Raw genomic sequence first — 23,907 nt, 5'->3', positions numbered from 1 at the left:
TGAAAATTTTCTAAGATTAGGCATTGCCTGTCATGAGAATATTTTGAACTTGCTTATATTCTTCTAATCTTAAAAGGTCTTTAGTGGTCGGATGTGGAATACGGGTGATATCCATGTTATCAGCAACATCTGCCAGTTTTACCACACGTGCAATTGGATTTTTTACTGCACGGTAGGCGGCTTCGATTCTAGATTCACCTTCTTTTTTGGTCAAGGCAACAACGGCATCGACAATTTCTTGACTAAAGCCAAGTGAGATTAAATCGACCACAGTGGTGTCAGTATCTTCTAAGATGTCGTGTAATACAGCAACAATCTGTTGATTGGGTGTTTTAACTTTGAACATCAACCTCAGAGGGTGAAAAATATAAGGCTGTTGCGCTTTATCTTTTTGGCCTGCGTGTTTACGAGCTGCTAAAGCAATCGCTTTTTCAATCGTTGACATAATATCCTTAGCTTTGTTTCGTGTATTTATAAAATATGAAAAGCAATTTTAGATTTATCTAAAACGAGTGTTTAATTTCCCTAACTCGTTTAAAATACAATTTTATTCTGTTCCAAAGCGTATGCCATTTCAACTGATCACTTTAGAAAATTCTCAAGAAAATGTTACATGCCCACATTGCCAACATGCGGTCATTGATTGGAATGAAGAACAATATCTACAACCGTGTATACATACCTTGTTTATTGCGATGGATTTGGGCTTTGAATATATTTCAGATGAATTTGAAGCGACCATGCCCCGTAGCGTCGATGAAATCCATGCTCATGATGATCAGGGATTGAATATTTTCAATGAATTATCTGAGAGTAATTATCCTGATTATCTGATTTATAAAACAAGCTTAGGTGTTGTAGGGGATCAAGATTTTTATCGTTATATTGGATTTAGCGCTTAAATTTTAAGATCGGTAGTCATTCATTTGTTTTTTAGCCTACTCTTATTAAAGATACTGTATAGGTATTAAAAATAGCGGAGTAGGCTTGTATTTTCTGTTATAGGCGCTGTTCTTTTCATCTCCTACAAGCTGAATTTTTTCATCACAATATAGAAGCTAAACTGCATTCTATAAATCTTGAATAAGCTATTATTTAAATTGAAATCACATTATTTTAAAAAAGTACTTTGTGACTGTTCAACTTCTGTCAATAACCATTCAACAAATTTAGCAATGAGGGGTGTTTGCTGTTGTTCTGCATAGACAAAATAATAGGCACGTGAACCTTTTAGCTTAATTTCTGAGGCGATAATTAAATCACCTGAGCGCAGTTCTTTTTCCAGTAGTTTTTGTGGAATAAGTGCAACCCCCATATGATGTATGGCTGCCACCGCAAGCATCGAAAATAATTCATGCCGTTGTCCTTCTAATGCAAAAGGATGCTCATAACCAGAAACTTCAAACCACTCTTTCCAAATATAGGGGCGTGTGGTTTGTTGGAGTAAGGGCAGCGTGGCAATCTCTTCCGCCGTTAAGCTTCGACGTAAATCTCCGGAAGGCCCTCTTAGCTCTGGAAAATGCTTAAAAATTAACTCAGCAGAACACACAGGAACAACATCTTCATTCATTAAATAGTGGACTTTTGCACCTGGCCAATTTTCAATTTGCGCAGGTGTACCTGTATATATTGCTGCATCAAAAATATGCTCACTGAATAAAAAGGGTTTGGTACTGGTCTCTAAATGAATGGTAATTTCAGGGTATATTTCATTGAACTTATACAGTCGGGGTAACAGCCAGCGTGTTGCAAATGTCGGTACAACCCCTAATTTTAGCGTACCGCCTAAACCTTTATGGCTCATTAAATCGAGTGTGCTTTGCTCAATACCCAATAAATGAGCTTTGATGTTTTTATAATAATGTTCACCCGCTTGTGTTAATTCAACGCCATGCCGTGTTCTGTTAAATAGATTGAGTCCTAAAAAATCTTCGAGTTGTTGTACTTGGCGAGAGATGGCACTTTGAGTAAGATGCAGCTCTTGAGCTGCAAAGGTATAGCTTAGATGCTTGGCAGCCGCTTCAAAACATATCAATGATTGTAATGAGGGAATCATTCTACGCATATTCATTCCTTGAATATCAAAGTTAAATTATGACTAAATTTAATCTATTCATATCTAGCAAAAAGAACTTAAAGCAAAGCAGATGTATGTAATGAATCTTCCATCAAACCACTTGGTTTTACCTCAAATGAAAATATATAAGAGGATGTAAAGATGATAAAAATCTGTTAAAAAGCCTCGTTTAATACTCGCATAATTAAACCGTAGTCATTGAGCGAGCCATATTATAAAAACACAAGATATGCATAAATGGAATATCTGAGTGAGAATTAATCGTTTGAAAGTATGAATTTTCACACCTAACATCACTACTAAGACAACAAGATATGTTCAGCAAAGGATGCTATGAATCAAATGGTTAATTCTACAAAAACGGCACGTGTTCAATTTAACTGGCAAGACCCATTTTTATTGGAACAGCAACTTACTTCTGAAGAACGCATGATTCGTGATGCTGCTTATGCCTATTCACAAGACAAACTGATGCCAAGAGTTTTGGAACAATTCCGCCATGAAAAAACAGATGCTTCTATTTTTCGTGAAATGGGTGAGCTAGGTTTGCTGGGGCCGACAATCCCTGAAGAATACGGTGGTGCAGGTCTAAACTATGTCAGTTACGGCCTTATTGCCCGTGAAATTGAACGCGTAGATTCGGGTTATCGTTCAATGGCAAGTGTACAAAGCTCATTGGTGATGGTGCCTATCAATGAATTTGGTTCTGAAGAGCAAAAACAAAAGTACTTACCTAAATTAGCTACTGGCGAGTTTATTGGATGTTTCGGTTTAACAGAACCTGATCATGGTTCAGATCCAGGCAGTATGATCACCCGTGCCAAAAAGGTCGAAGGTGGTTATCGTCTGACTGGTGCAAAAATGTGGATTACCAATAGTCCAATCGCTGATGTCTTTGTGGTCTGGGCCAAAGAAGTTTCTGCTGAAGGCAATGTCGGTGAAATTCGTGGCTTTATCCTGGAAAAAGGTTGGGAAGGACTTTCTGCGCCTGCGATTCATGGCAAAGTCGGTTTGCGTGCATCGATTACTGGTGAAATTGTGATGGACAATGTTTTTGTTCCTGAAGAAAATGCATTTCCCGAAATTCGTGGTTTGCGTGGACCATTTACTTGTTTAAATAGTGCACGTTACGGTATTGCATGGGGCGCGATGGGGGCGGCAGAGTTTTGCTGGCACACTGCACATCAATATACGATGGATCGTAAACAATTTGGACGCCCATTGGCTGCGAATCAATTGGTGCAAAAGAAACTTGCAGATATGCAAACTGAAATTGCTTTAGGGCTGCAAATCGCATTACGTTTTGGTCGTATGAAAGATGAAGGCATTGCTTCTGTTGAAGGCACTTCACTGATTAAACGCAACAATTGTGGTAAAGCTTTAGATATTGCGCGTGTTGCTCGAGACATGATGGGTGGCAATGGCATCAGTGATGAATTCGGTGTCGCTCGCCATCTGGTCAATCTGGAAGTGGTCAACACCTATGAAGGTACCCATGATGTACATGCCTTAATTCTCGGGCGTGCACAAACTGGTATTGCTGCCTTTAGTAACTAAAATCAACTGTTTTAAAACAGGGATGCTTAAATCTAGCATCCCTTGTAGGATTTTTTGCCTTAAATTTTATAAAAACTAAGGTAAAAATAAATCAATGATAAAAGGATTCATCGTGAAAAATATCTGATTATTCTTTTAACTCTCATACTTAACTCTAGATTGATGCAATAAAAATAACAAAGAAATAAGTAGAGAGAAAGATAAAAAGTGACCGATGACTCATTTGGGAAAATGAGGTAGAGGAAAAATGAACAATGATGTTCGATCAGTTACAACTTCAACAAAATTATCCATGCCATCCAATATTGGAACCTTTGAAAAAATAGGCCCAAATACTTGGAAATGGGCACTTTTATTCGCCTATTTTGCTATGGTCGTCGATGGCGTAGATATCATGTTGTTGTCCTATAGCTTAACCAGTTTAAAAGGTGAGTTTGCATTATCTACTTTTCAGGCTGGCGCCTTAGGCAGTGCCTCTCTGGCAGGTATGGGGATTGGTGGGATTCTAGGTGGATGGGCATGCGATAAGTTTGGTCGCGTACGTACCATTGCCAATTCTGTATCGTTTTTCTCAGTTGCAACATGTTTGTTAGGCTTTACCCAAAGTTTTGAACAATTTATGGCATTACGATTTATTGGTGCGCTAGGGATTGGAGCCCTTTATATGGCATGCAATACCCTTATGGCTGAATATGTTCCTACAACGTATCGGACTACGGTATTGGGTACATTACAAACCGGGCAAACCGTTGGATATATTGTTGCTACATTATTAGCAGGTGCGATTATTCCTGATCATGGTTGGAGAGTCTTGTTTTTTATCACGGTTATTCCAGCATTTATCAATATTTTCTTGCAACGCTTTGTACCTGAACCAAAGTCTTGGCAGCTCAACAAAATCAATCAGCTTCAAGGCAAAAAACCAGTTGAAGCTACAGTTCCCGAGAAAGCAAGAAGTGGCAGTATTTATAAACAAATTTTTGCCAACTTTAAGCACCGTAAAATGTTTTTATTGTGGATGACTACGGCCTTCTTCTTACAATTTGGTTACTACGGAATCAACAATTGGATGCCAAGTTATCTAGAAACAGAAGTGCATATGAACTTTAAAAACATGACCAGCTATATGGTGGGTTCATATACAGCAATGATTCTAGGCAAGATCTTAGCGGGATATTTGGCAGATAAATTTAATCGTCGTGCAGTATTTGTGTTCGGTACCATAGCCAGCGCTGTCTTCTTACCTGTGATTATTATTTTTAATACGCCAGATAATATTTTGTACTTATTGATCATTTTTGGTTTCTTATATGGCATTCCTTATGGCGTAAATGCGACCTATATGGCGGAATCATTTTCTACCGATGTCCGAGGTACAGCAATTGGTGGTGCATATAACATTGGGCGAGTGGGTGCAGCTATTGCCCCAGCAACCATTGGTTTCCTTGCTTCGGGCGGAACATTTATGACGGCATTTATCGTGATGGGCGCAGCTTACTTTGTTGCAGGGGTACTGCCTGGCTTATTTATCAAAGATCGTCAATATGACCCACAACAACAATAGTCAACGCTTGTTTAAACAGATTCAGTAAATCGTAAAATTGAGGAGTATTCACTTACTCCTGACATAGAGGTAAACATATGGGTGCATTACAAGGAATTCGAGTTTTAGATCTGAGTCGAGTACTTGCCGGTCCGTGGTGTGGGCAAGTTCTCGCAGATTTAGGCGCCGAAGTGATCAAGATTGAACGCCCTAAAGTTGGTGATGATACCCGTATGTGGGGCCCGCCTTGGATGCTTGATCAACAGGGTAAAGCGACACGAGAATCTGGATACTATCAATCTGCGAATCGCAATAAATCCTCAGTGGCAATTGATATGGCAACACAGGATGGGCAGCGATTACTACAACACATGGTGAAAACCGCAGATATTGTGATTGAAAACTTTAAAGCAGGTTCATTGAAAAAATATGGATTGGATTATGAAACCCTCAAACATATTAATCCAAAATTGATTTATTGCTCTATCACTGGTTTTGGTCAAGATGGGCCGCGTGCAGAAGAACCGGGTTATGACTTTATCATTCAAGGTATGTCTGGCTTGATGAGTATTACTGGCGAGAAAGAAGGAGAGTTAGGGGCAAGTTCACAAAAAGTTGGTGTGGCGGTGGTTGATATTCAGACTGGGCTATATGCAACAATTGCGATTCAGGCGGCACTGATTTCTCGTCAGCAAACAGGTGTTGGACAATATATTGATATGTCTTTGTTAGATGTACAGGTTGCTGGACTCGCCAACCAAGGTATGAACTATTTAAGTTCAGGTATCGCACCTCAACGAATGGGCAATCATCATCCCAATATTGTGCCTTATCAGACTTTTAAAGCGCAAGATAAGGAATTTATTCTGGCCTGTGGCAATGATAAACAATTTAAAGATTTATGTATTGCGATTGGAAAACCTGAATTGTTAGATCAACCAAACTATCTCCGTAATCAAGATCGGGTGAAATATCGTCAAGAATTGGTTGCTTTGTTGTCTGAATATTTTTTATCAAATACCGCGAAGCATTGGGTCGATGCAATTCATGCAATGAAAGTACCTGTTGGCGTGATTAATTCTGTTGCAGATGCTTTAGATGAACCCCAAATTCAATATCGTAAAATGGTGGTCAATATTCCACATACAGATAATCCTGATTTTAATGTGATTGGTTCACCGATTAAAATGACAGGAACACCTGTTGAATATCGTAATGCACCACCACGCTTAGGGGAACATACCAAAGCGATTTTAGAAGAATTTTGTTCAGATGATGAATTGTTACAGTTAAAGCAACAAGGGGTTATTGAGGGTATTGGCTTATAGTCAGCTAATTTTAAAGAATATTGAAATCAACGCATAGGATCAATCAACGTGATAGCTTGATTAGGGTGCTGCAATGCCGCATTAATCATTCAAACCCTCCTTTTTAAGGAGGGTTGTTATGAATTATTGATAATAACAATATGAAAGAATTACGCTGTAGTGGGAATAATCCGTTGTTGCATCAACACCTGTTGGGCAATATAAGGTTTTTCATCATCTTTAGGTTGAACTGCATGCCATTGATCATTGGCATCGAGTTCCCAAGCACGAATATTGTCCTTTAAATAACTGAGTAGCCCATATTCAATAATCTGTTTTTTAAGCTTTTTATCTTCAATTGGAAAGCAAGTTTCGACCCGAGAAAATAAGTTTCGACCCATCCAGTCAGCACTTGCGCAGTATAAGTCCTCATTGGCATCATTATAAAAATAATAAACACGAGTATGTTCTAGGAAGCGCCCGACAATAGAACGAACTTTAATATTTTCCGAAAGTCCTTCAATTTGTGGTCTTAAACAACAAATCGAACGAATAATCAGCTCTATTTTAACCCCAGCTTGAGATGCTTTATACAAAGCTGTAATCAGCTTAGGTTCAGTCAATGCATTGACTTTAATGATGATACGGGCTTTTTTACCCGCTTTTGCATGTGCTGTTTCTTGCTCAATCAAATGTAACAGCTGAGAGTGTAAGGTGAAGGGGGCATGAAAGAGTTTTTTTAACTTTAACAATTTACCCATACCTGTCAGCTCTTGGAAGATCTTATGTACATCTTCACAAATTTCATCATTTGTAGTCAGTAAACCATAGTCGGTATACATCCGTGCATTTCCAGCATGGTAGTTGCCTGTGCCAAGGTGTACATAACGTTTAAGTTTGTCGATTTCACGTCGCACAATTAAAATCATTTTGGCATGGGTTTTATAACCGACAATACCATACACCACAACTGCGCCAGCTTCTTGTAGAAGATTTGCGACGATAATATTGGATTCTTCATCAAAACGCGCACGTAACTCGATAATCGCTGTAACTTCTTTCCCATTGCGAGCAGCTTCTGCCAGCACTTGTACAATTTCTGAGTCTGGACCACTACGATATAAAGTTTGTTTAATTGCTAAAACATTGGGGTCTTTTGCCGCTTCTTTGAGTAGATTGATAACGGGCTGGAAAGAATCAAATGGATGATGTAATAGCAAATCTTGCTTGCTTAGTATTTCAAATATTTTATTTGAATTTCTTAAGGCTTTGGGAATAACGGCTTGATACGGCTTAAACCTTAATTCTGGAATATCAAAATCAGTGATCAGACGTGTTAAATTGACAGGACCATTCACTTGATAAAGATGTTGTGGATCTAAATCAAATTGTTCTAGTAAATAATTATTAATTGAATTTGGGCAATTATCTGCGATTTCTAAACGAACTGCACGACCAAAACGACGTGAAGATAATTCATCTTTCAATGCGACTGCCAAATCATCGACATCTTCTGCCAACGTTAAGTCAGCATTACGGGTAACACGGAATTGATAGCATCCCGTTGCCGTCATGCCGGGGAATAAATCACTGATATGCTGTTGGATAATGGCTGACAATAAAATGTAATGTTCTGCACCGTCTGTGAGCTCGTTTGGTAAGCGTACAACACGCGGTAAGGAACGAGGTGCGGGTACAATGGCCAGTTCAATCTGACGACCAAAAGCATCTTTTCCTTCTAAGGTGACAATAAAGTTTAAGCTTTTATTGACCAAACGCGGGAAAGGGTGAGCAGGATCTAAGCTAATTGGTGTTACAACAGGTTGTACTTGTTTAAAAAAGTAATTTTTAATCCATTCCGCGTGTTTTTCTAAAATATCATTATATTGGATGAATTTGACGCCATAGTTTTCTAACTCAGGCAATAACACATGGTTTAAGGTGTCGTATTGCTCTTGAATCGCAAGATGTGCGTTATGTGAAATTTGCTCAAGAATGACTTCGTTTGGAATACCATCTGGCGCTGTGGTAATGGTTTTGAAGTCCAGTTGTTTCATTAGTCCAGCGACACGAATTTCAAAAAACTCATCTAAATTACGTGAAAAAATAATGAGAAAATTCAATCGTTCAAGCAAAGGATGAGTTTCATCTTTTGCTTGGGCTAACACACGTTTATGAAATTCCAGTAAGGAAATTTCACGATTAATATAGCTGCTAGAGCTATGTTGAAATTCAGGCGTGGTTAAACTTTTTGAAGCGGGCATGATCTGCGTCATTTGAAACTGTCTTAACGACCTTGAAGGGCATAGTAAGTATTCTACATGACAAAATTGTTACAGATAGTTAAAATTTTGAAAATTGTCTTAATCTTAAACGATTAAAAAATATTAATTTTTTAATCGTTAGATCAACTTGAAAAAAAACCGAATCTGCTTAGACAAAATGTGAACTGATACAATGCACCAAGACAATATTATTACAAATTAAAATTTGCATTGCTCATTTTTGAGTTTTAGCTCATATGCTTTCTGTTCAGACATCAGTTTTATTTTTACATAATAAGGATTTTGGCGTTGGAATTCATTTTCAAAAAGTAAATGACAATTTTCAAGCATTCCTTCCATCAAAAGTTGCTGAGTTTTTTCTTTACCCATACTATTTGAAAACTGATTAAAATCTTTAGATGTAATTAAACCTTGCAAATCAACATGATCATGATACATATGAATTTTCTCAATCACTGTGTTTTGGTCGACTTGTACAGGCAGCACGCGAGAGTCTTCTTCACTTAACGCAGTTAAAACATCATCTAAATTTTGTTGATCTATAATTTTATAACCCTGTCCAATCAAATTCTTTTGAATCAAATAATCATCTAATTCAGTTGCATAACTACTTTGAGAAATGAGCATGTACATTGACATTGCGAATAAAGGAATTATTTTAAATTTCATTTGAATTATACACATATTAAAAATATGGTTTTTATTATACTGAAACAAAAAATAAGCACCATAGTTGGTGCTTATTTATCTTAAAACAAAACAAATTAGTCTTTGTTTAAATTTTCATTGATTAAAAATTCAACCAAGGCTTTTTGTGCGTGTAGGCGATTTTCTGCTTCATCCCAAACCACAGCGTTTTTGTGATCCAGCATATTTTCAGAAACTTCTTCACCGCGATGTGCAGGTAGGCAATGCATAAATAGACAATCTGGATGTGCTAAATCCATTAATTTTTCATTCACTTGATACGCAGCAAACGCTTTTTCACGAATTTTTTGTTCTTCTTCTTGGCCCATACTTGCCCAAACATCCGTCACGATCAGATCTGCATTGACCGCTGCGTCTTCTGCTGATTCAAAAAGTTCTACGCAATGTGCAAATTCTGAAAGAAATTCAGGTTTTGGTTCATAACCTTTCGGTGACGCGATTTTTAACTTAAAGCCCCACATATGCGCAGCTTCAATATATGAATTACACATATTATTGCCATCGCCAATCCAAGCCACAGTTTTGCCATTGATCGAACCACGATGTTCAACAAATGTTTGTACATCCGCAAGTAGCTGGCAAGGGTGGTGGTCATCAGTTAATGCATTGATAACCGGGACTGTTGAATATTCAGCAAAACGTTCAACAATATCATGACCAAATGTACGAATCATCACGATATCAAGCATGCTCGAGATCACACGTGCAGAATCTTCAATTGGCTCACCACGACCCAATTGAGTGTCGCGTGATGAAAGGAAAATTGCACTGCCTCCAAATTGGCTCATACCAGCTTCGAAAGATACACGAGTACGGGTACTCGACTTTTCAAAAATCATCCCCATGACTTTTCCAACAAAGGGTTGAAATACTTCGTTGTTGTGTTGTTTTCGCTTTAACTCTTGAGCACGTTCAATGATACGGTTAAGTTCAGCAGTGGATAAATCACGTAAAGTAAGAAAATGTCGTAGAGCCATGGTTACTCCACAATAATTGTTTAGTCAAAACCAATAGGGAAATTGACCAACAATTCATTGTTGGTGGTTGATGAAAATAAAAAGGAGAATCAGCTAATATACTATATGAATATGAAAACGCAAAAAAATTAGACCTTTTGATGGCCCTCTAAGAAGCGATCTACACAATAACTTACGCAATTGAATATTTCTTGATCAGATTCTTTGATTTCAATCCCCATTAAAATTCGCCATTCCAAATTTCTAAGAATTCCAAAATAAAATTGTGCTGAAAATAAAGGATTTGCACAGGTTAATATTTGATTTTCTACACAACGTTCCAAAGCGCATGCAATAGAGTGTTGTACTTGCTTAGGTCCTTTTTCATGAATATAGACGGCCAATTGAGGGTCTTTTTGTGAACGTTCAAGGACCAAGCGTATAAAAGCAATATTTTCAGGAATGATCATATGCTTATAAAAGTTAATCAAGGTATTGATCAAATATGCTCTGAGCTCATTCAACGCGGGGTTAAATGGAATGCAGATATCTTTAAAGAATAAATCACGACGATAGTCACAGATCGCTGTAAATAGACCTTCTTTACTACCAAAATATTTGTAAATCGAGGCTTTTGACCCGCCTGCATGATTCACGATGTCATCTAAAGATACCGCATCATAACCATGCTCTAAAAAAAGATCGTTTGCACTAATCAGTAATGCCAAGCGACGCTCATGCCCACGTTTAGTTTGTGGAAAATCACATCCTGTAGCTTCAACTTGTGCTAAATCTTCGTTCATAAATTACTGAGGAAAAATGGGTTGTCACTATTATATCAAAGATGTCAATAAATTTCTTAGCAAACGTGCTATTGGAAAAAATGATTAAAAAAAGTGCATAAAAATGAAAAAATGAATCAAAATTCATTTTTCTTTGACTAAAGTTTTAGAGTAATATACCTAAATGGTCATATGCGAAATATAAATTATGGCTATACTCAAAACTCAATAAACAAGTGACCACTGTGGAAGGGAATATGACACAACAGACGTCTGCAGGCTTAAGATTTAGACAAGCTCTAGAAGTGGAAAAACCATTACAAATCATTGGTACAGTCAACGCTTATGCAGCGATGATGGCGAAACAGGTGGGTTATAAAGCCATCTATCTTTCAGGTGCTGGTGTGGCAAACTATTCTTATGGTTTACCTGATTTAGGGATGACCAGCTTAGACAACGTATTGGAAGATGTTCGTCGTATTACAGAACGTGTAGATACACCATTACTTGTTGATATCGATACAGGTTGGGGTGGTGCATTTAATATTGCACGGACAATTAAACAAATGATTAGTGCTGGTGCGGCAGCTGTCCATATTGAGGACCAAGTTGCACAAAAGCGTTGTGGTCATCGTCCAAATAAAGAAATTGTTTCTCAACAAGAAATGGTTGATCGTATTAAAGCAGCAGTTGATGCAAAAACAGATTCAAACTTTGTTGTGATGGCACGTACAGATGCATTGCAAAAAGAAGGTTTGCAAGCCGTGATTGATCGTGCTTGTGCATGTGTCGAGGCGGGTGCAGATGCGATCTTTGCTGAAGCAATGACCGACATTACCATGTATAAAACAGTCTGTGATGCAGTAGGTGTCCCTGTTCTTGCAAATATTACAGAGTTTGGTGATACACCTTATTACACCACCCAAGAGTTAGCTGAACAGGGCATCAGCATGGTGCTATATCCATTGTCTGCAACACGTGCAATGCAAAAAGCAGCCCTCGAAGTTTTTCGTTCAATTCGTGAAAATGGTACACAAGTTAATGTACTGGATAGCATGCAACAACGAAAAGAACTTTACGAATTCCTTGATTATCACACTTTCGAAAACACCCTAGACAAACTGTTCACGCAGGAGAAATAATAAAATGGCTGAAGGAAAAGTACTTACAGGCGCTGGATTGCGCGGTCAAGTTGCAGGTAAAACAGCACTTTCAACAGTAGGCAAGAGTGGCGCAGGCTTAACTTATCGTGGTTATGATGTGCAAGACCTTGCAGAAAATTGCCAATTTGAAGAAGTCGCTTATCTTATTTTCTTTGGTGAATTGCCTACAGCAGAACAGTTGGCGACATATAAAGCTAAATTAAAATCACTTCGCCAGTTACCGCAAGCTTTAAAAGAAGTGTTGGAACGTATTCCTGCTGATTCACATCCAATGGACGTGATGCGCACAGGGGTTTCAATGTTAGGTAATCTGGAAACTGAAAAATCATTTGATCAACAACAAGATGTGGCAGATCGTATTCTTGCAACTTTGCCAGCGATCATTTGTTATTGGTACCGTTTTAGTCATGATGGTGTACGTATTGAAGAAAATACCGATGACGATTCAATCGGTGCACAATTCTTGCATTTACTACGTGGCGAAAAGCCAAATGAATTACATGAACAAGTAATGAATGTTTCATTAATTCTTTATGCTGAGCATGAGTTTAACGCGTCAACATTTACTGCACGCGTATGTGCTTCAACATTGTCTGATATGCACTCGTGTATTACTGGCGCAATTGGTTCACTGCGTGGACCTTTGCATGGTGGTGCAAATGAAGCTGCGATGGAAATGATTGAAAACTGGACATCTCCAGAACAAGCTGAACGTGAAATGCTGGGTAAGCTTGAACGTAAAGAAAAGATCATGGGCTTTGGTCATGCGATCTATAAAGACAATGACCCGCGTAATGGCATCATCAAAATTTGGGCTGAGCGTTTAGCAAAAGATGTTGGTGATACAGTGCTTTACCCAGTATCAGTACGTTGTGAAGAAGTGATGTGGCGTGAGAAGAAATTGTTCTGTAATGCTGATTTCTTCCATGCATCTGCATATCATTTCATGGATATTGCAACAAAACTATTCACACCAATTTTTGTGATGTCTCGTGTTACTGGTTGGGCAGCGCATGTAATGGAACAACGTGCTGACAATCGTATTATTCGTCCAAGCGCAGATTATACTGGTCCAGAGCTCCGTAAAGTTGTACCGATCACTGAACGTTCAGCAGCATAGTCCATTAATCAAGATTGATAAAAGCAGTAAAAATAAAGCCTCCTAAGAGGCTTTATTTATTGGGGAAGTTGACCATTAGGAAATAAAACAACAGCTTCTTCACGGCTATATCCTTCATCAAAAGGTAAGCTGAGTGATTCAAAAGTAATCAGCACCCCTTTGTTTTTTGGCAGTTCAAAAGCCTGTTTAAGTTTAATTTCTGGACTGTAACTGGTTAAATTCTGTTGAAGACTTTGATATTGCGGACTGGATATTGTAAATATCGAGCCATAAATTGTTTTAAATGAGTCAGAGCTTTGAGTATCAGATGGTCTTTGTTCGAGTAGATTAACGTTAAAGTCTTGAAGCACGATCTTTTTAAGCGGTTTAAGCTGAGTCTTTATGCTTGAAAGTTTTTGCTGAAAGGTTTGTTGATCTGTAATACCTGTAAAATTTTCATCGTATTTGAGCAGATCATAGCGTTTTTCACTCAGTGAATAGCGATAAACTCTTGGAATGTCATAGCTTGCTGAATTTTCAAGAATTAAAACCGCTTTTTTATCTGAATCATAGCCGAGGACTTCAAGTGAAATATTGCTATAACTTTTTGCAAAAGCGAGAGCGCTAAAACTGAATAAGAACGTTGATGTGATTATTTTTAACACGATTTATCCTCATTATTGTATTGGTAAGAGCAAAACAGCATCTTCAACATCATAGCCTGTTTCTTCTGGAATGCCGAAATATTTAACCACAATCAGCAGCTTATTCTGATTTGGCACGACATAGTTCTGAGTGATTTTTATTGTTTTAGCATACTGTATAGCTTGTTGGTTTTTGCTTTTTAAAGAAGCTGTTGTAACTTTGTATATGGTTTTATATTGAGGAATCTTTTGGGATTGATCATGCCAAGCAGGGACGTAATGAGTTTGACTTTGCACCACTTGAATTTTTGCTGTATTGGCATTTCCTATAAGTAACGGTGTTAAACGCTTTTTAATTTTATTTAGGTCTTTTTCAAACTGGATAGCATCTTGATCATAGTCAATTTGATGCGTTTTGGGATTAATATATAACGATTGTACTTCAATCAACTTGTCAGGTGTTTTACTGTTGAGCTGATAATAGTATAACTGTGGCAAGCGCCCACGCTCATCTTCATAGTGTCGTAACAGATAAAGTTTTTGTTGTTTTGCTTCATAACCCAATACTTCTATTGTTTGTCCACCACCGACAGTTGCATAACAATGTAATGACGTTGTAAGGATAGTGGTGGCGGTTATGTGTTTTAGAAATTTCATCCGCAAATATTCTTGATGTGTTTTATGATATCTTGCTTAAATATTCTTTAGATTAAAATGGTGTTTGAGTAAAAATAAAAGCCAATATAAACTTAAAAAATGCGGAAGAATCAAAAACAGAAGATTAGGCTTCTTTTAACTATATAAATGCTAGATATAAAAAAGGAGATCATGATGATCTCCTTAATGAAATTTCGCTTGCAAATAATTAGAAATGTTCAGCAGTTGCTAAGTTCCACATTCTAAAATAGAAGTTTTCTTCATCTTTATTTTCACAACTGAGCAATTCGCCGTCTTTCATCCAAAAGTGCAATTGAGCATAGTTTTTGATTTCACGGTCATTGATTCGTTGTGCCAAATGATGTGCTTTAATCTCAGCAGGATGTTGTAAGCCAGCTGCAGCAATCATTTCCGCAAGCGCTTTTAAGGTGTTTTTTTGGAAACTAAACACACGGTCTGCTTTAGATGGCACATCAAGCGCTTTTTGACGTTCTTTGTTCTGGGTTGCAACGCCAACAGGACATTGGTTGGTATGACAACTTTGTGCTTGGATACAACCCACCGCAAACATAAAGCCACGTGCAGAATTGACCCAGTCGGCACCCATAGCCATCGTACTGGCAATATCAAAGGCACTGATAATTTTACCACTTGCACCAATCTTAATTTGCGAACGTAAACCTGCGCCAATTAAGGTATTGTTTACAAATAGCAGGCCTTCACGTAAAGGCGTACCCATATGATCAATCAGTTCAATAGGGGCAGCACCTGTACCGCCCTCTGAACCATCAACTACAATAAAATCTGGAGTGATTTTGGTCAGCAGCATGGCTTTTACAATGCTCATAAATTGCCAAGGTTGCCCGATACACAATTTAAAACCAACCGGTTTACCGTTGGATAGCTCACGTAATTGTTGAATAAAATGCATCATTTCAATAGGGTTGCTAAAAGCAGAATGGGTTGCTGGAGAAATACAATCCACGTCCATAGAAACCCCGCGTATTTCGGCAATTTCTTTGGTGATTTTATCTTTAGGAAGAATACCGCCGTGCCCTGGTTTTGCCCCTTGTGATAGTTTGATTTCGATCATTTTGATCTGAGGCAAAGCCGCTTGTTGCTTAAATTTTTCAGGATCAAACTTACCATCTAAAGTACGGCAACCAAAATAGCCACTGGCAATTTCCCAAACAATATCACCACCCGGTTCAAGGTGATAAGGACTTAAGCTCCCTTCACCTGTGTCATGATAAAAGTTGCCTTTTTTTGCACCAGTATTTAAAGCAAGAATGGCATTTGCACTCAAACTACCAAAACTCATTGCTGAGATATTCATGATCGAAGCGCTATAAGGTTGTGAGCACTGATCATTACCAATACTAATTCTAAATGTATTAAAATCAGCAGGTGTTTTGGGTGTCATCGAATGGGTTAAAAAACGATAGTCATCTTGATAGACATCAATAATTGAACCAAAAGGCTTATCTGCATTTTCATTTTTAGCACGTTGGTAAACTAAGCTTCTTTGTGCACGTGAAAAAGGTAAGGCATCATCATCAGATTCAATGAAATATTGACGAATTTCAGGACGTATATCTTCAAAGAAAAATCGGAAATGTCCCATTAAAGGGTAATTTCTTAAAATAGAATGCTGTGTTTGGATGATATCGGCAAAGCCAATTGCGGCCAATATGGATGAAATAATCCAAGCTAAATTCAGTACAGTATCTGAAAAAAAGTAATAAATATAATGACCTTCGTTAAAGAAAATAATCCAAGTCAAATATAAAGATACAAATATACAAAGGAACCAAACGGAATAACGGGAGAAAAAAGTATTGAGAAGTTGATGTCGAATTGCTTGAGCAGGACTTGCCATGAAGTAAATATCTCATTCTTTATATAGCGCTAAATTGCCCAAATTGATGAAAAAGCTCAAGTAATGATTTGTTAGACTTGAGAATGGTTCTAGATTAATAATTGAATGATTTATTTTCTAAACAATTTGAGTTAATTTAACTGAAATATTTATTCAATATGCGATGAAAACAAAAAGGAATCGAAAATGTTTGAAGAGTTTCTGACAAAATTGTTAAACCCCAGTATCAGTTTTTTAGCCATTTATGTTTCTGTGATCGTTGTTATTGCGTATATCGGGCTGTTCTTCCAGTTTTTTAAAATAAAAAATCTAAAGCAGGAAAACGAGACATTAAAGCATCAGTTAAGTTCTCAAGCTCACTCAAATATCAGCTTGAGTAAGGATGAGGGAATTATTTCTTAAAATTATGCTGAAAGTAAATTGATAGAAATAAAGCCTGAATTTTCAGGCTTTATTTGATAAGTTTTAATTATTTAGCTTTGAAATTTTGACAGTAATTATATGATCGACCTTACTTCTGATGTAGAACAGGAATTATTAACAGCAATGGACAACTATAAAGCCATTGCTGAAGTGCTTATTGATAAATTAATTACAGAAACAGACCAACCTGAAAAAGAAAAAATTAACGCAGGACACTATTACGAAATACAAGATGCTGATTTTTTTAATGGACAAAAAACGCTATCGGAAGATTGGTCTTTTTTTGTGCATGGAGAACACTGTATGTTTGAGAATTTAATTACAGGACAAATTCTTGAAGTTTCGCTTGGAAACAAAGAAAGTATTGGCAATCTTGACCCATATTTCTTTTATAATTTTCTCAAGACAACAGTTGAATTCAATCACTTAACAAAATACTTCGTTAATCCCTTTAGTAGTACTTTAGACTTTTTTGAAAAACTTGAACGACAAAAAATATTGACAATAGATTTCGGAGTTTATCGAAAACTATGAGAAAAAATAGTCTGATAAAAGGACAATAAAGTCACAGCAAAGTCTTTATCTCTAGTGGGATGAAGTGTTTAATTTTACTTTGGTTAAGTCCTCAAGCTCTCTCAAATATCAGCTTAAGCAAGGATGAGCGAGTTATTTCTTAAAGTTATGCTGAAAGTAAATTGATAGAAATAAAGCCTGAATTTTCAGGCTTTATTTAAGCGTTACATTGTTAGAGTTAGATTGCGAATTTTATTCGCCAGTAGGAACAAGCATCAAGATAGATTCATTTAATAATCCCGCAATGTCCTCTAATATTTCATCATAAGACAATTCATGATTGAGTTTGACACTTTGTCCATCTGCAATCTGCTTTAAATAGGGTGCAAATTGTTCAGAAATACAGATCGATTCACCATTTGCCCAGAATAATAATTCATGATCCTGTTCAAGATAAATTAATCGAGAGGCTGGCTCAATTTGTAGTAAATAGCCTTGTTCAAGAACTTCTTCTAAATCTCCAGTGCCAATCGCTTCAGCATCTGGAATATTTTCAGGGTACTTTGCTTCAGCCATTAGACTCATAATGGCATCTTCTAACACTTTAGAATTATTTAATTTCGCCAACAATTCAGCTTTTAAATAATCGAGTTCAGCTTGTGTTACTTGCCCAATCGGGTTTTGTTTATTCCGTAAGATGTCGATAAGCGGATTACGTAGTTGTTGGTCTTCGACAAATTTATCGCTGACACGATCCATCATGTCGGCAATATTTGGCATACGGAAACCAAAAGAGTAGGTTAGGCAATCGTCTTCTGCGACACCGTAATGCGACAATCCTGGTGGGACATAAAGTAAATCGCCTGGCGCTAAAACTTCATCAAAATTGATCTCCATTTCTGGAAGTAGCTTTAACGGCTGCCCTTCAACAAATTCAGATTCAGCATCACACATTTGTCCAAGTTGCCAACGGCGGTGTCCATAACCTTGTACAAGAAATACATCATAAAAGTCAAAATGCTGACCTACAGAACCACCTTTAGCAGCATAAGAGACCATAATGTCATCACGACGCCACTGTGGAATAAAAGGAAATTTCTTCCAAAGTTCTGCTAAATCAAATGAATAATGATCTACAGCTTGAATCAATAAGGTCCAAAGTTTTGGCATTTTTTGAAAATCACCTTTGATGAGTGGTGATGATTTTACTGACCATTGATTTGGATCTTTGTCTTTTTGCTTAATCAGGCGTGCTGTGATGTTTTCATCCAGAGCAAGCTCCATGACGTCATCTGGAACAAGGATATTGGCAATTTCAGGTAAAGCATTACGAACCAATAAAGGTTTTTTTTGCCAGTATTCTGAGAGGAATTGTTCAGCAGTAATTCCGCCAAGAACATCTAAAGGTAGGGACATGAAAATAGCCTAAGCAAATTTGAATCTATAATGTGGCTATTGTCTTATGTTAAGTAAAAGGGTGCAAGTTGATTTCTAAACCATAATTTTTAAATTTAGATTATAATGAATCAATCTTAAATTACTTTATATAAATTTAAAAAATGTTAAAAATTAAAGGATTATGCCTGGTTTTATGTTTGATTGTAAATGTATTTAGCATTAGTTACGCAGAACAAAACGTAAGTAATGCCTTTAAAATGCAGAATAAATATACTTATAGCAAAAAAATTAGAATAATAAAATCAGATGATTTTGATAAAAGTTTCAAAGAATTATTAGAAGAGGGCTATATATCTATTAAGTCTGAAGTTTTTAAAGAAAATACAGGTGACTATGATTATAAAAAAGTTGTAGAGCGAATGAACGATAATGCTAAAAAGATAAGAGCAGAGCTAATTTTATTTAGTAGTGAAAATCAGGGTTCAAGTATATTTCAAAGTAAAACTGTTCACGCAATTCCTCGTATGGCTGGTTCCAATAAAAGTAATAATGTTTTTAACAATAGTTTAAATCAAGATAATATGGATGGGACCTATATGGGAGCTTTTACTAGAACTTCTAGTACCACCAAATATAACGTTAATTATTTAATTTTTTTTAATTCTAGAATGGGAATATATCCAGTCAATTTGTCAGATATTGACAAGTCAAATAATGGATTGCAAACTGGGGTAAAAGCAATGTTTATAAAGAAAAATACTCCAGCTGATGGCCAAATTCAAGAAAATGATATAATTATTAAAATAGGTAATGACGATATTATGAATGTGAATAGTTTTGTTGAGTCCTCAAATAGCTTGAAAAGCGGTTTTATTACCCTACAGATTCTACGTAAAGGGCAAAAAATGAATAAAATAATTGCTATAAATTAACATTAGATTGAACATGAAGGTAAATATCAAAAATACTTTCACCTTCAAATCCATAGCAAACTAAGGCAGTTGAACTCCCAACTTCCTTAAAATTCCACATAACTGAATCATTGGCATACCCATCAAAGTGGTTTGGTCTTGCCCAATCATTTGCTCAAATAAACTAATACCAAGACTTTCACACTTAAAGCTACCCGCACAATGCAGAGGTTGATCAATTTCGATATAACGCTCAATTTCAGCCAAAGTTAAGTCACGAAATTTCACATGATAATGCTCAACTAAGGTTTGTTCAAAATCAGAAGCCAAATGTTGCACACTTAAGGCAGTACTAAAAAAGACATTTTTGCCTGAATTGGCTTGTAGCTGTTGAATGGCTTTTTCTACAGATAGGGGTTTACCAATAAAATCTTGTGGTGCATGTTCACGCCAAGCCACCTGATCTGACCCAATCACAATTGCATTTGGATGATCTTGTGCAATGACTTGGGCTTTTTCAAAAGCCAAGCGCTTAGCCAAATCATCGGCATGAGATTCACCCTGTGGTGATTCATCGATTTCAGGAGAGATACAATGATAGTCTAAGCGCAAACGATTCATTAAATCTTTACGGGTTTGGCTGGATGAAGCCAAAATAATTTCAGGGTGATTCATCTTTGAATAATTCATGCCTAGTTATACTGCATATTCCATCAAGAGATCTAAGGGAACATACGCCAAAACAGCTTGATGACAGGCTTGCAGTTTTACGCGAGGTGCCATGTCGTTTTGATAGGCCTCAACCCAACGCGTCACACATAAACACCAAAAATCACCAGGTTGTAGTCCCGGAAAGCCGTGTTCTGGCAGCGGTGTAATTAGGTCATTTCCCACTTTTTGTGAAAAATTTAAAAATTCTGAAGTCATTTCAGCGCATACAGTGTGCTGACCGAGGTCGGTTGTTGCTGTGTGGCAGAAACCATTACGAAAATAACCTGTGATTGGAGAAAAACAACAACTTGCTAAAGGTTCACCTAAGACATTTAAACCATTGATTTTAGGATCGGGATGAAAAGACATAAGCGTATAGAATTTAAAAGTTCGCCCTATAATAATCAAATCTCAACTTTTCTACAGCTTTTCTACAAAAGTATCTAACCTTTTTTTGTGTAATCATTTAGAATCTACGCGATTTTTAATATCTATAAGAGAGCTATACATGAATTTTCAGCGTATGACTGACCTCGATTTAGCAGGCAAGCGTGTACTTATTCGTGAAGACTTAAACGTACCTGTTAAAAATGGTGTGATTACAAGTGATGCACGTTTACGTGCTGCATTACCGACAATTAAATTGGCACTTGAGAAAGGTGCTGCGGTCATGGTGTATTCTCATCTTGGTCGTCCCGTTGAAGGTGAGCCAAAAGCGGAACAATCATTAGCTCCTGTAGCAGCTTATTTAACTGAGGCACTTGGTCAAGACGTTAAATTATTTACAGATTATTTAGATGGTGTTGAAGTTGCAGCAGGGCAAGTGGTATTACTTGAAAACTGTCGTTTCAATGTGGGTGAAAAGAAAAATAATGCTGAACTTTCAGCAAAATATGCAGCGCTTTGTGATGTATTTGTGATGGATGCATTTGGTACAGCGCATCGTGCAGAAGCATCAACTGAAGGCGTAGCACGCTTAGCAAAAGTTGCAGCAGCGGGCCCTTTGCTTGCAGCTGAATTAGATGCTTTAGGTCGTGCGTTGCAAACACCTGAAAAACCAATGGTTGCAATTGTTGCTGGTTCTAAAGTTTCTACTAAACTTGATGTTTTAACTTCACTTTCTGATATTTGTGATCAATTGATTGTTGGTGGTGGTATTGCCAATACATTCTTAGCCGCAGCTGGCTTCAATGTCGGTAAATCATTGTGTGAACATGATTTGATTGACACAGCGAAAGCGATTGCGGCAAAAGTATCAGTTCCACTTCCAACCGATGTTGTTGTGGCAGATGCATCTGCAATCGATTTTGCAGATTTCTTAGGTTCATTGGCAAATGCTAAAGCAACTGTAAAAAAAGTTGAAGATGTTGCAGACAATGACATGATTTTGGATGTCGGTCCTGAAACTGCGAAAGCTTTTGCTGAAATCTTAAAAACGTCTAAAACGATCCTTTGGAATGGTCCAGTTGGCGTATTTGAAGTGGATCAATTTGGCGAAGGTACAAAAACACTTTCTTTGGCGATTGCAGAATCTGAAGGATTCTCTATCGCTGGTGGCGGTGATACTTTGGCAGCAATTGATAAATACCAAGTTGCAGACAAAATTGGTTATATTTCAACTGGTGGTGGTGCATTCCTTGAATTTGTTGAAGGCAAAACACTTCCAGCTGTAGCGGTATTGCTTGAACGTGCTTAATTGAAAAATTATTTTAATTATGACGTTTATATGAAAGGCTGACCTCGTGTCAGCCTTTTTTATCTGAGAGATTCATTGTAAAGTAATAAAAATGAAATATAACTGCAATAAAATAGATCAAATCCAATCACCAACACTGGGAAATGTGATGAAATTTAAATTTACACTTGCAGCACTTCTTATTGCTCCTTTGGCATTTACTGCATGTTCTAAACAAGAAAAAGCACCAGCCTCAGAACAAACATCTTCTTCTGAAGCTGCTTCAGCAGAATCAGCAAACACATCTGCAGAACAACAAGCTGTGATTGATGCGCTTGATCAGCCTGTTTTGGATGAAAAAAATACAGATGTAGCTGCTGAAAAAGCAAATGCTCCAGCAGATGCGGCTACGCCAGCGACTGAAGAAGAAGCACCTAAAGCTCAATAATCTTTCTAAATGTTGTTATTTGTTAAAAGTCCCTGCAAACGCGGGGATTTTTTATGAAATAGTCAATATTGTTGCTGAATTGAAATAAAGCAACATGTAGAATATGGGGCATTACTTGGGAGGATATTATGGCTCTTATCTCATTGCGCCAACTCTTGGATCATGCCGGTGAACATAGTTACGGCGTTCCAGCGTTTAATGTGAACAACTTAGAACAAATGCGCGCAATTATGTTAGCCGCTGACGCAACAAATTCACCTGTAATTGTGCAAGCTTCTGCTGGTGCACGAAAATATGCAGGTGCTCCATTTTTACGTCATTTAATTTTAGCTGCAATTGAAGAATGGCCACATATTCCAGTGGTAATGCATCAAGATCACGGTACAAGCCCAGATGTTTGTCAACGTTCGATCCAGCTTGGATTTTCATCTGTAATGATGGATGGTTCTTTAGGTGCAGATGGTAAAACACCAACGTCTTATGAATATAACGTTGATGTAACACGTCGTACTGTTGAAATGGCACATGCATGTGGTGTTTCTGTAGAAGGCGAAATTGGCTGTTTGGGTAGCCTTGAAACAGGTTTGGCTGGTGAAGAAGATGGTGTTGGTGCAGAAGGTGTACTTGATCATTCTCAACTTCTCACTTCTGTTGAAGAAGCTCGTCAATTCGTTGCAGATACCAATGTTGATGCTTTAGCAATTGCAGTCGGTACTTCTCATGGTGCGTACAAGTTTACTCGTCCACCTACAGGCGATATCTTGGCAATTGACCGTATTAAAGAAATTCATGCGGCACTTCCAAATACTCATCTTGTTATGCATGGTTCAAGCTCAGTACCACAAGAATGGTTAGCAATCATTAACCAATATGGTGGTGACATCAAAGAAACTTATGGTGTTCCAGTTGAGCAATTGGTTGAAGCAATCAAGCATGGTGTACGTAAAATCAACATCGATACAGATTTACGCTTAGCATCTACAGGTGCAATGCGCCGTATGATGGCTGAAAAACCAAGTGAATTTGACCCACGTAAATTCTTCGGTGAAACTGTTGAAGCAATGAAACAAATCTGTGTAGATCGCTATACAGCATTTGGTACTGCGGGCAATGCAGACAAGATTCGCCCAATTTCTTTAGAAAAAATGGTTGATCGTTATAAATAATCTTT

At 37.4% G+C, this 23,907-nt stretch carries 24 protein-coding genes; 12 read left to right on the top strand and 12 right to left on the bottom strand.

The window, feature by feature from the left end; genetic code table 11:
• Positions 1-16 precede the first annotated feature (16 nt).
• Positions 17-445 (bottom strand): HD domain-containing protein, encoded by a 429-nt coding sequence (locus ACQ7EO_RS11650; protein ID WP_004720720.1) that lies wholly within the window; start codon positions 443-445, stop codon positions 17-19.
• Between the two features lie 121 nt (positions 446-566).
• Here ACQ7EO_RS11650 and ACQ7EO_RS11645 point away from each other — a divergent pair, with 121 nt between their 5' ends.
• Complete coding sequence (locus ACQ7EO_RS11645; RefSeq protein WP_004720717.1) at positions 567-902, top strand: hypothetical protein; 336 nt, start codon at positions 567-569, stop codon at positions 900-902.
• Between the two features lie 209 nt (positions 903-1,111).
• On the opposite strand, the gene ACQ7EO_RS11640 is transcribed toward ACQ7EO_RS11645, so the two are convergent.
• The gene (locus ACQ7EO_RS11640; RefSeq protein WP_209826237.1) at positions 1,112-2,065 is read right to left on the bottom strand and encodes a LysR substrate-binding domain-containing protein; all 954 of its coding nucleotides are present in this window, start codon (positions 2,063-2,065) and stop codon (positions 1,112-1,114) included.
• Positions 2,066-2,410: 345 nt separating this feature from the next.
• Between ACQ7EO_RS11640 and ACQ7EO_RS11635 the strand changes: the two genes are divergently transcribed.
• The 3 genes from ACQ7EO_RS11635 to ACQ7EO_RS11625 all read left to right on the top strand — a co-directional run bounded on the left by ACQ7EO_RS11635 (position 2,411) and on the right by ACQ7EO_RS11625 (position 6,505).
• Positions 2,411-3,634 (top strand): acyl-CoA dehydrogenase, encoded by a 1,224-nt coding sequence (locus ACQ7EO_RS11635; RefSeq protein WP_096734036.1) that lies wholly within the window; start codon positions 2,411-2,413, stop codon positions 3,632-3,634.
• Between the two features lie 247 nt (positions 3,635-3,881).
• Positions 3,882-5,198, top strand: a complete 1,317-nt coding sequence (locus ACQ7EO_RS11630) for an MFS transporter (RefSeq protein WP_434277363.1) — start codon at positions 3,882-3,884, stop codon at positions 5,196-5,198.
• Positions 5,199-5,275: 77 nt separating this feature from the next.
• Complete coding sequence (locus tag ACQ7EO_RS11625) at positions 5,276-6,505, top strand: CaiB/BaiF CoA transferase family protein (protein WP_434277361.1); 1,230 nt, start codon at positions 5,276-5,278, stop codon at positions 6,503-6,505.
• Between the two features lie 149 nt (positions 6,506-6,654).
• On the opposite strand, the gene ppk1 is transcribed toward ACQ7EO_RS11625, so the two are convergent.
• The 4 genes from ppk1 to ACQ7EO_RS11605 all read right to left on the bottom strand — a co-directional run bounded on the left by ppk1 (position 6,655) and on the right by ACQ7EO_RS11605 (position 11,236).
• Positions 6,655-8,760, bottom strand: coding sequence for a polyphosphate kinase 1 (gene ppk1 / locus ACQ7EO_RS11620; RefSeq protein ID WP_004821325.1), 2,106 nt, complete (start codon positions 8,758-8,760; stop codon positions 6,655-6,657).
• Between the two features lie 207 nt (positions 8,761-8,967).
• Complete coding sequence (locus tag ACQ7EO_RS11615) at positions 8,968-9,438, bottom strand: hypothetical protein (protein ID WP_434277359.1); 471 nt, start codon at positions 9,436-9,438, stop codon at positions 8,968-8,970.
• Positions 9,439-9,533: 95 nt separating this feature from the next.
• On the bottom strand, positions 9,534-10,454 hold the full coding sequence (argF, locus tag ACQ7EO_RS11610; protein ID WP_004720705.1) for an ornithine carbamoyltransferase: 921 nt from the start codon (positions 10,452-10,454) through the stop codon (positions 9,534-9,536).
• A gap of 128 nt (positions 10,455-10,582) precedes the next feature.
• Entirely contained in the window at positions 10,583-11,236 is a 654-nt protein-coding gene (locus ACQ7EO_RS11605) for a TetR/AcrR family transcriptional regulator (protein ID WP_004720703.1), read from the bottom strand.
• 236 nt (positions 11,237-11,472) lie between these two features.
• Here ACQ7EO_RS11605 and prpB point away from each other — a divergent pair, with 236 nt between their 5' ends.
• Both prpB and prpC read left to right on the top strand, forming a co-directional pair.
• The gene (prpB, locus tag ACQ7EO_RS11600; RefSeq protein WP_004720700.1) at positions 11,473-12,357 is read left to right on the top strand and encodes a methylisocitrate lyase; all 885 of its coding nucleotides are present in this window, start codon (positions 11,473-11,475) and stop codon (positions 12,355-12,357) included.
• 4 nt (positions 12,358-12,361) lie between these two features.
• Complete coding sequence (prpC, locus tag ACQ7EO_RS11595) at positions 12,362-13,498, top strand: bifunctional 2-methylcitrate synthase/citrate synthase (RefSeq protein ID WP_004821331.1); 1,137 nt, start codon at positions 12,362-12,364, stop codon at positions 13,496-13,498.
• A gap of 56 nt (positions 13,499-13,554) precedes the next feature.
• Here prpC and ACQ7EO_RS11590 read toward each other — a convergent pair whose 3' ends face one another.
• The 3 genes from ACQ7EO_RS11590 to ACQ7EO_RS11580 all read right to left on the bottom strand — a co-directional run bounded on the left by ACQ7EO_RS11590 (position 13,555) and on the right by ACQ7EO_RS11580 (position 16,657).
• Positions 13,555-14,142: a hypothetical protein gene (locus ACQ7EO_RS11590; protein WP_434277358.1), complete on the bottom strand. Its 588-nt coding sequence runs from the start codon at positions 14,140-14,142 to the stop codon at positions 13,555-13,557.
• Between the two features lie 12 nt (positions 14,143-14,154).
• Entirely contained in the window at positions 14,155-14,778 is a 624-nt protein-coding gene (locus ACQ7EO_RS11585; protein WP_151957991.1) for a hypothetical protein, read from the bottom strand.
• Between the two features lie 208 nt (positions 14,779-14,986).
• On the bottom strand, positions 14,987-16,657 hold the full coding sequence (locus ACQ7EO_RS11580; protein ID WP_004821337.1) for an FMN-binding glutamate synthase family protein: 1,671 nt from the start codon (positions 16,655-16,657) through the stop codon (positions 14,987-14,989).
• Between the two features lie 186 nt (positions 16,658-16,843).
• Between ACQ7EO_RS11580 and ACQ7EO_RS11575 the strand changes: the two genes are divergently transcribed.
• Together ACQ7EO_RS11575 and ACQ7EO_RS11570 are read left to right on the top strand one after the other, a co-directional pair.
• Positions 16,844-17,059, top strand: a complete 216-nt coding sequence (locus ACQ7EO_RS11575) for a hypothetical protein (RefSeq protein ID WP_034610331.1) — start codon at positions 16,844-16,846, stop codon at positions 17,057-17,059.
• A gap of 99 nt (positions 17,060-17,158) precedes the next feature.
• A complete protein-coding gene (locus tag ACQ7EO_RS11570) occupies positions 17,159-17,614 on the top strand; it encodes a DUF6896 domain-containing protein (RefSeq protein ID WP_434277355.1) in 456 nt (151 codons plus the stop codon).
• Between the two features lie 231 nt (positions 17,615-17,845).
• Here the strand turns inward: ACQ7EO_RS11570 and ACQ7EO_RS11565 are convergent, their stop codons facing one another.
• Positions 17,846-19,009: a JmjC domain-containing protein gene (locus ACQ7EO_RS11565; protein WP_434277354.1), complete on the bottom strand. Its 1,164-nt coding sequence runs from the start codon at positions 19,007-19,009 to the stop codon at positions 17,846-17,848.
• 143 nt (positions 19,010-19,152) lie between these two features.
• On the opposite strand from ACQ7EO_RS11565, the gene ACQ7EO_RS11560 reads away from it, so the two are divergent.
• A complete protein-coding gene (locus ACQ7EO_RS11560) occupies positions 19,153-19,923 on the top strand; it encodes a PDZ domain-containing protein (RefSeq protein ID WP_239045699.1) in 771 nt (256 codons plus the stop codon).
• 60 nt (positions 19,924-19,983) lie between these two features.
• Here ACQ7EO_RS11560 and ACQ7EO_RS11555 read toward each other — a convergent pair whose 3' ends face one another.
• Together ACQ7EO_RS11555 and ACQ7EO_RS11550 are read right to left on the bottom strand one after the other, a co-directional pair.
• On the bottom strand, positions 19,984-20,577 hold the full coding sequence (locus tag ACQ7EO_RS11555; RefSeq protein ID WP_434279615.1) for a Maf family protein: 594 nt from the start codon (positions 20,575-20,577) through the stop codon (positions 19,984-19,986).
• A gap of 21 nt (positions 20,578-20,598) precedes the next feature.
• A complete protein-coding gene (locus ACQ7EO_RS11550; RefSeq protein ID WP_004720680.1) occupies positions 20,599-20,982 on the bottom strand; it encodes a DUF2237 family protein in 384 nt (127 codons plus the stop codon).
• A gap of 139 nt (positions 20,983-21,121) precedes the next feature.
• On the opposite strand from ACQ7EO_RS11550, the gene ACQ7EO_RS11545 reads away from it, so the two are divergent.
• The 3 genes from ACQ7EO_RS11545 (at position 21,122) to fba (ending at position 23,902) form a co-directional block, all read left to right on the top strand.
• Positions 21,122-22,309, top strand: coding sequence for a phosphoglycerate kinase (locus ACQ7EO_RS11545; RefSeq protein ID WP_004720679.1), 1,188 nt, complete (start codon positions 21,122-21,124; stop codon positions 22,307-22,309).
• Between the two features lie 148 nt (positions 22,310-22,457).
• Positions 22,458-22,736 carry a hypothetical protein gene (locus ACQ7EO_RS11540; RefSeq protein ID WP_004821354.1) on the top strand — a complete coding sequence of 93 codons (279 nt, stop codon included), beginning with the start codon at positions 22,458-22,460 and terminating at the stop codon, positions 22,734-22,736.
• Between the two features lie 128 nt (positions 22,737-22,864).
• Positions 22,865-23,902, top strand: coding sequence for a class II fructose-bisphosphate aldolase (gene fba / locus ACQ7EO_RS11535; RefSeq protein ID WP_004720677.1), 1,038 nt, complete (start codon positions 22,865-22,867; stop codon positions 23,900-23,902).
• Positions 23,903-23,907 lie beyond the last annotated feature (5 nt).

The organism is Acinetobacter sp. CE-15 (genome assembly GCF_051059255.1).
GTDB classification, from domain to species: Bacteria; Pseudomonadota; Gammaproteobacteria; order Pseudomonadales; family Moraxellaceae; genus Acinetobacter; species Acinetobacter guillouiae.
This window is presented reverse-complemented; position numbering and strand designations above follow the sequence as displayed.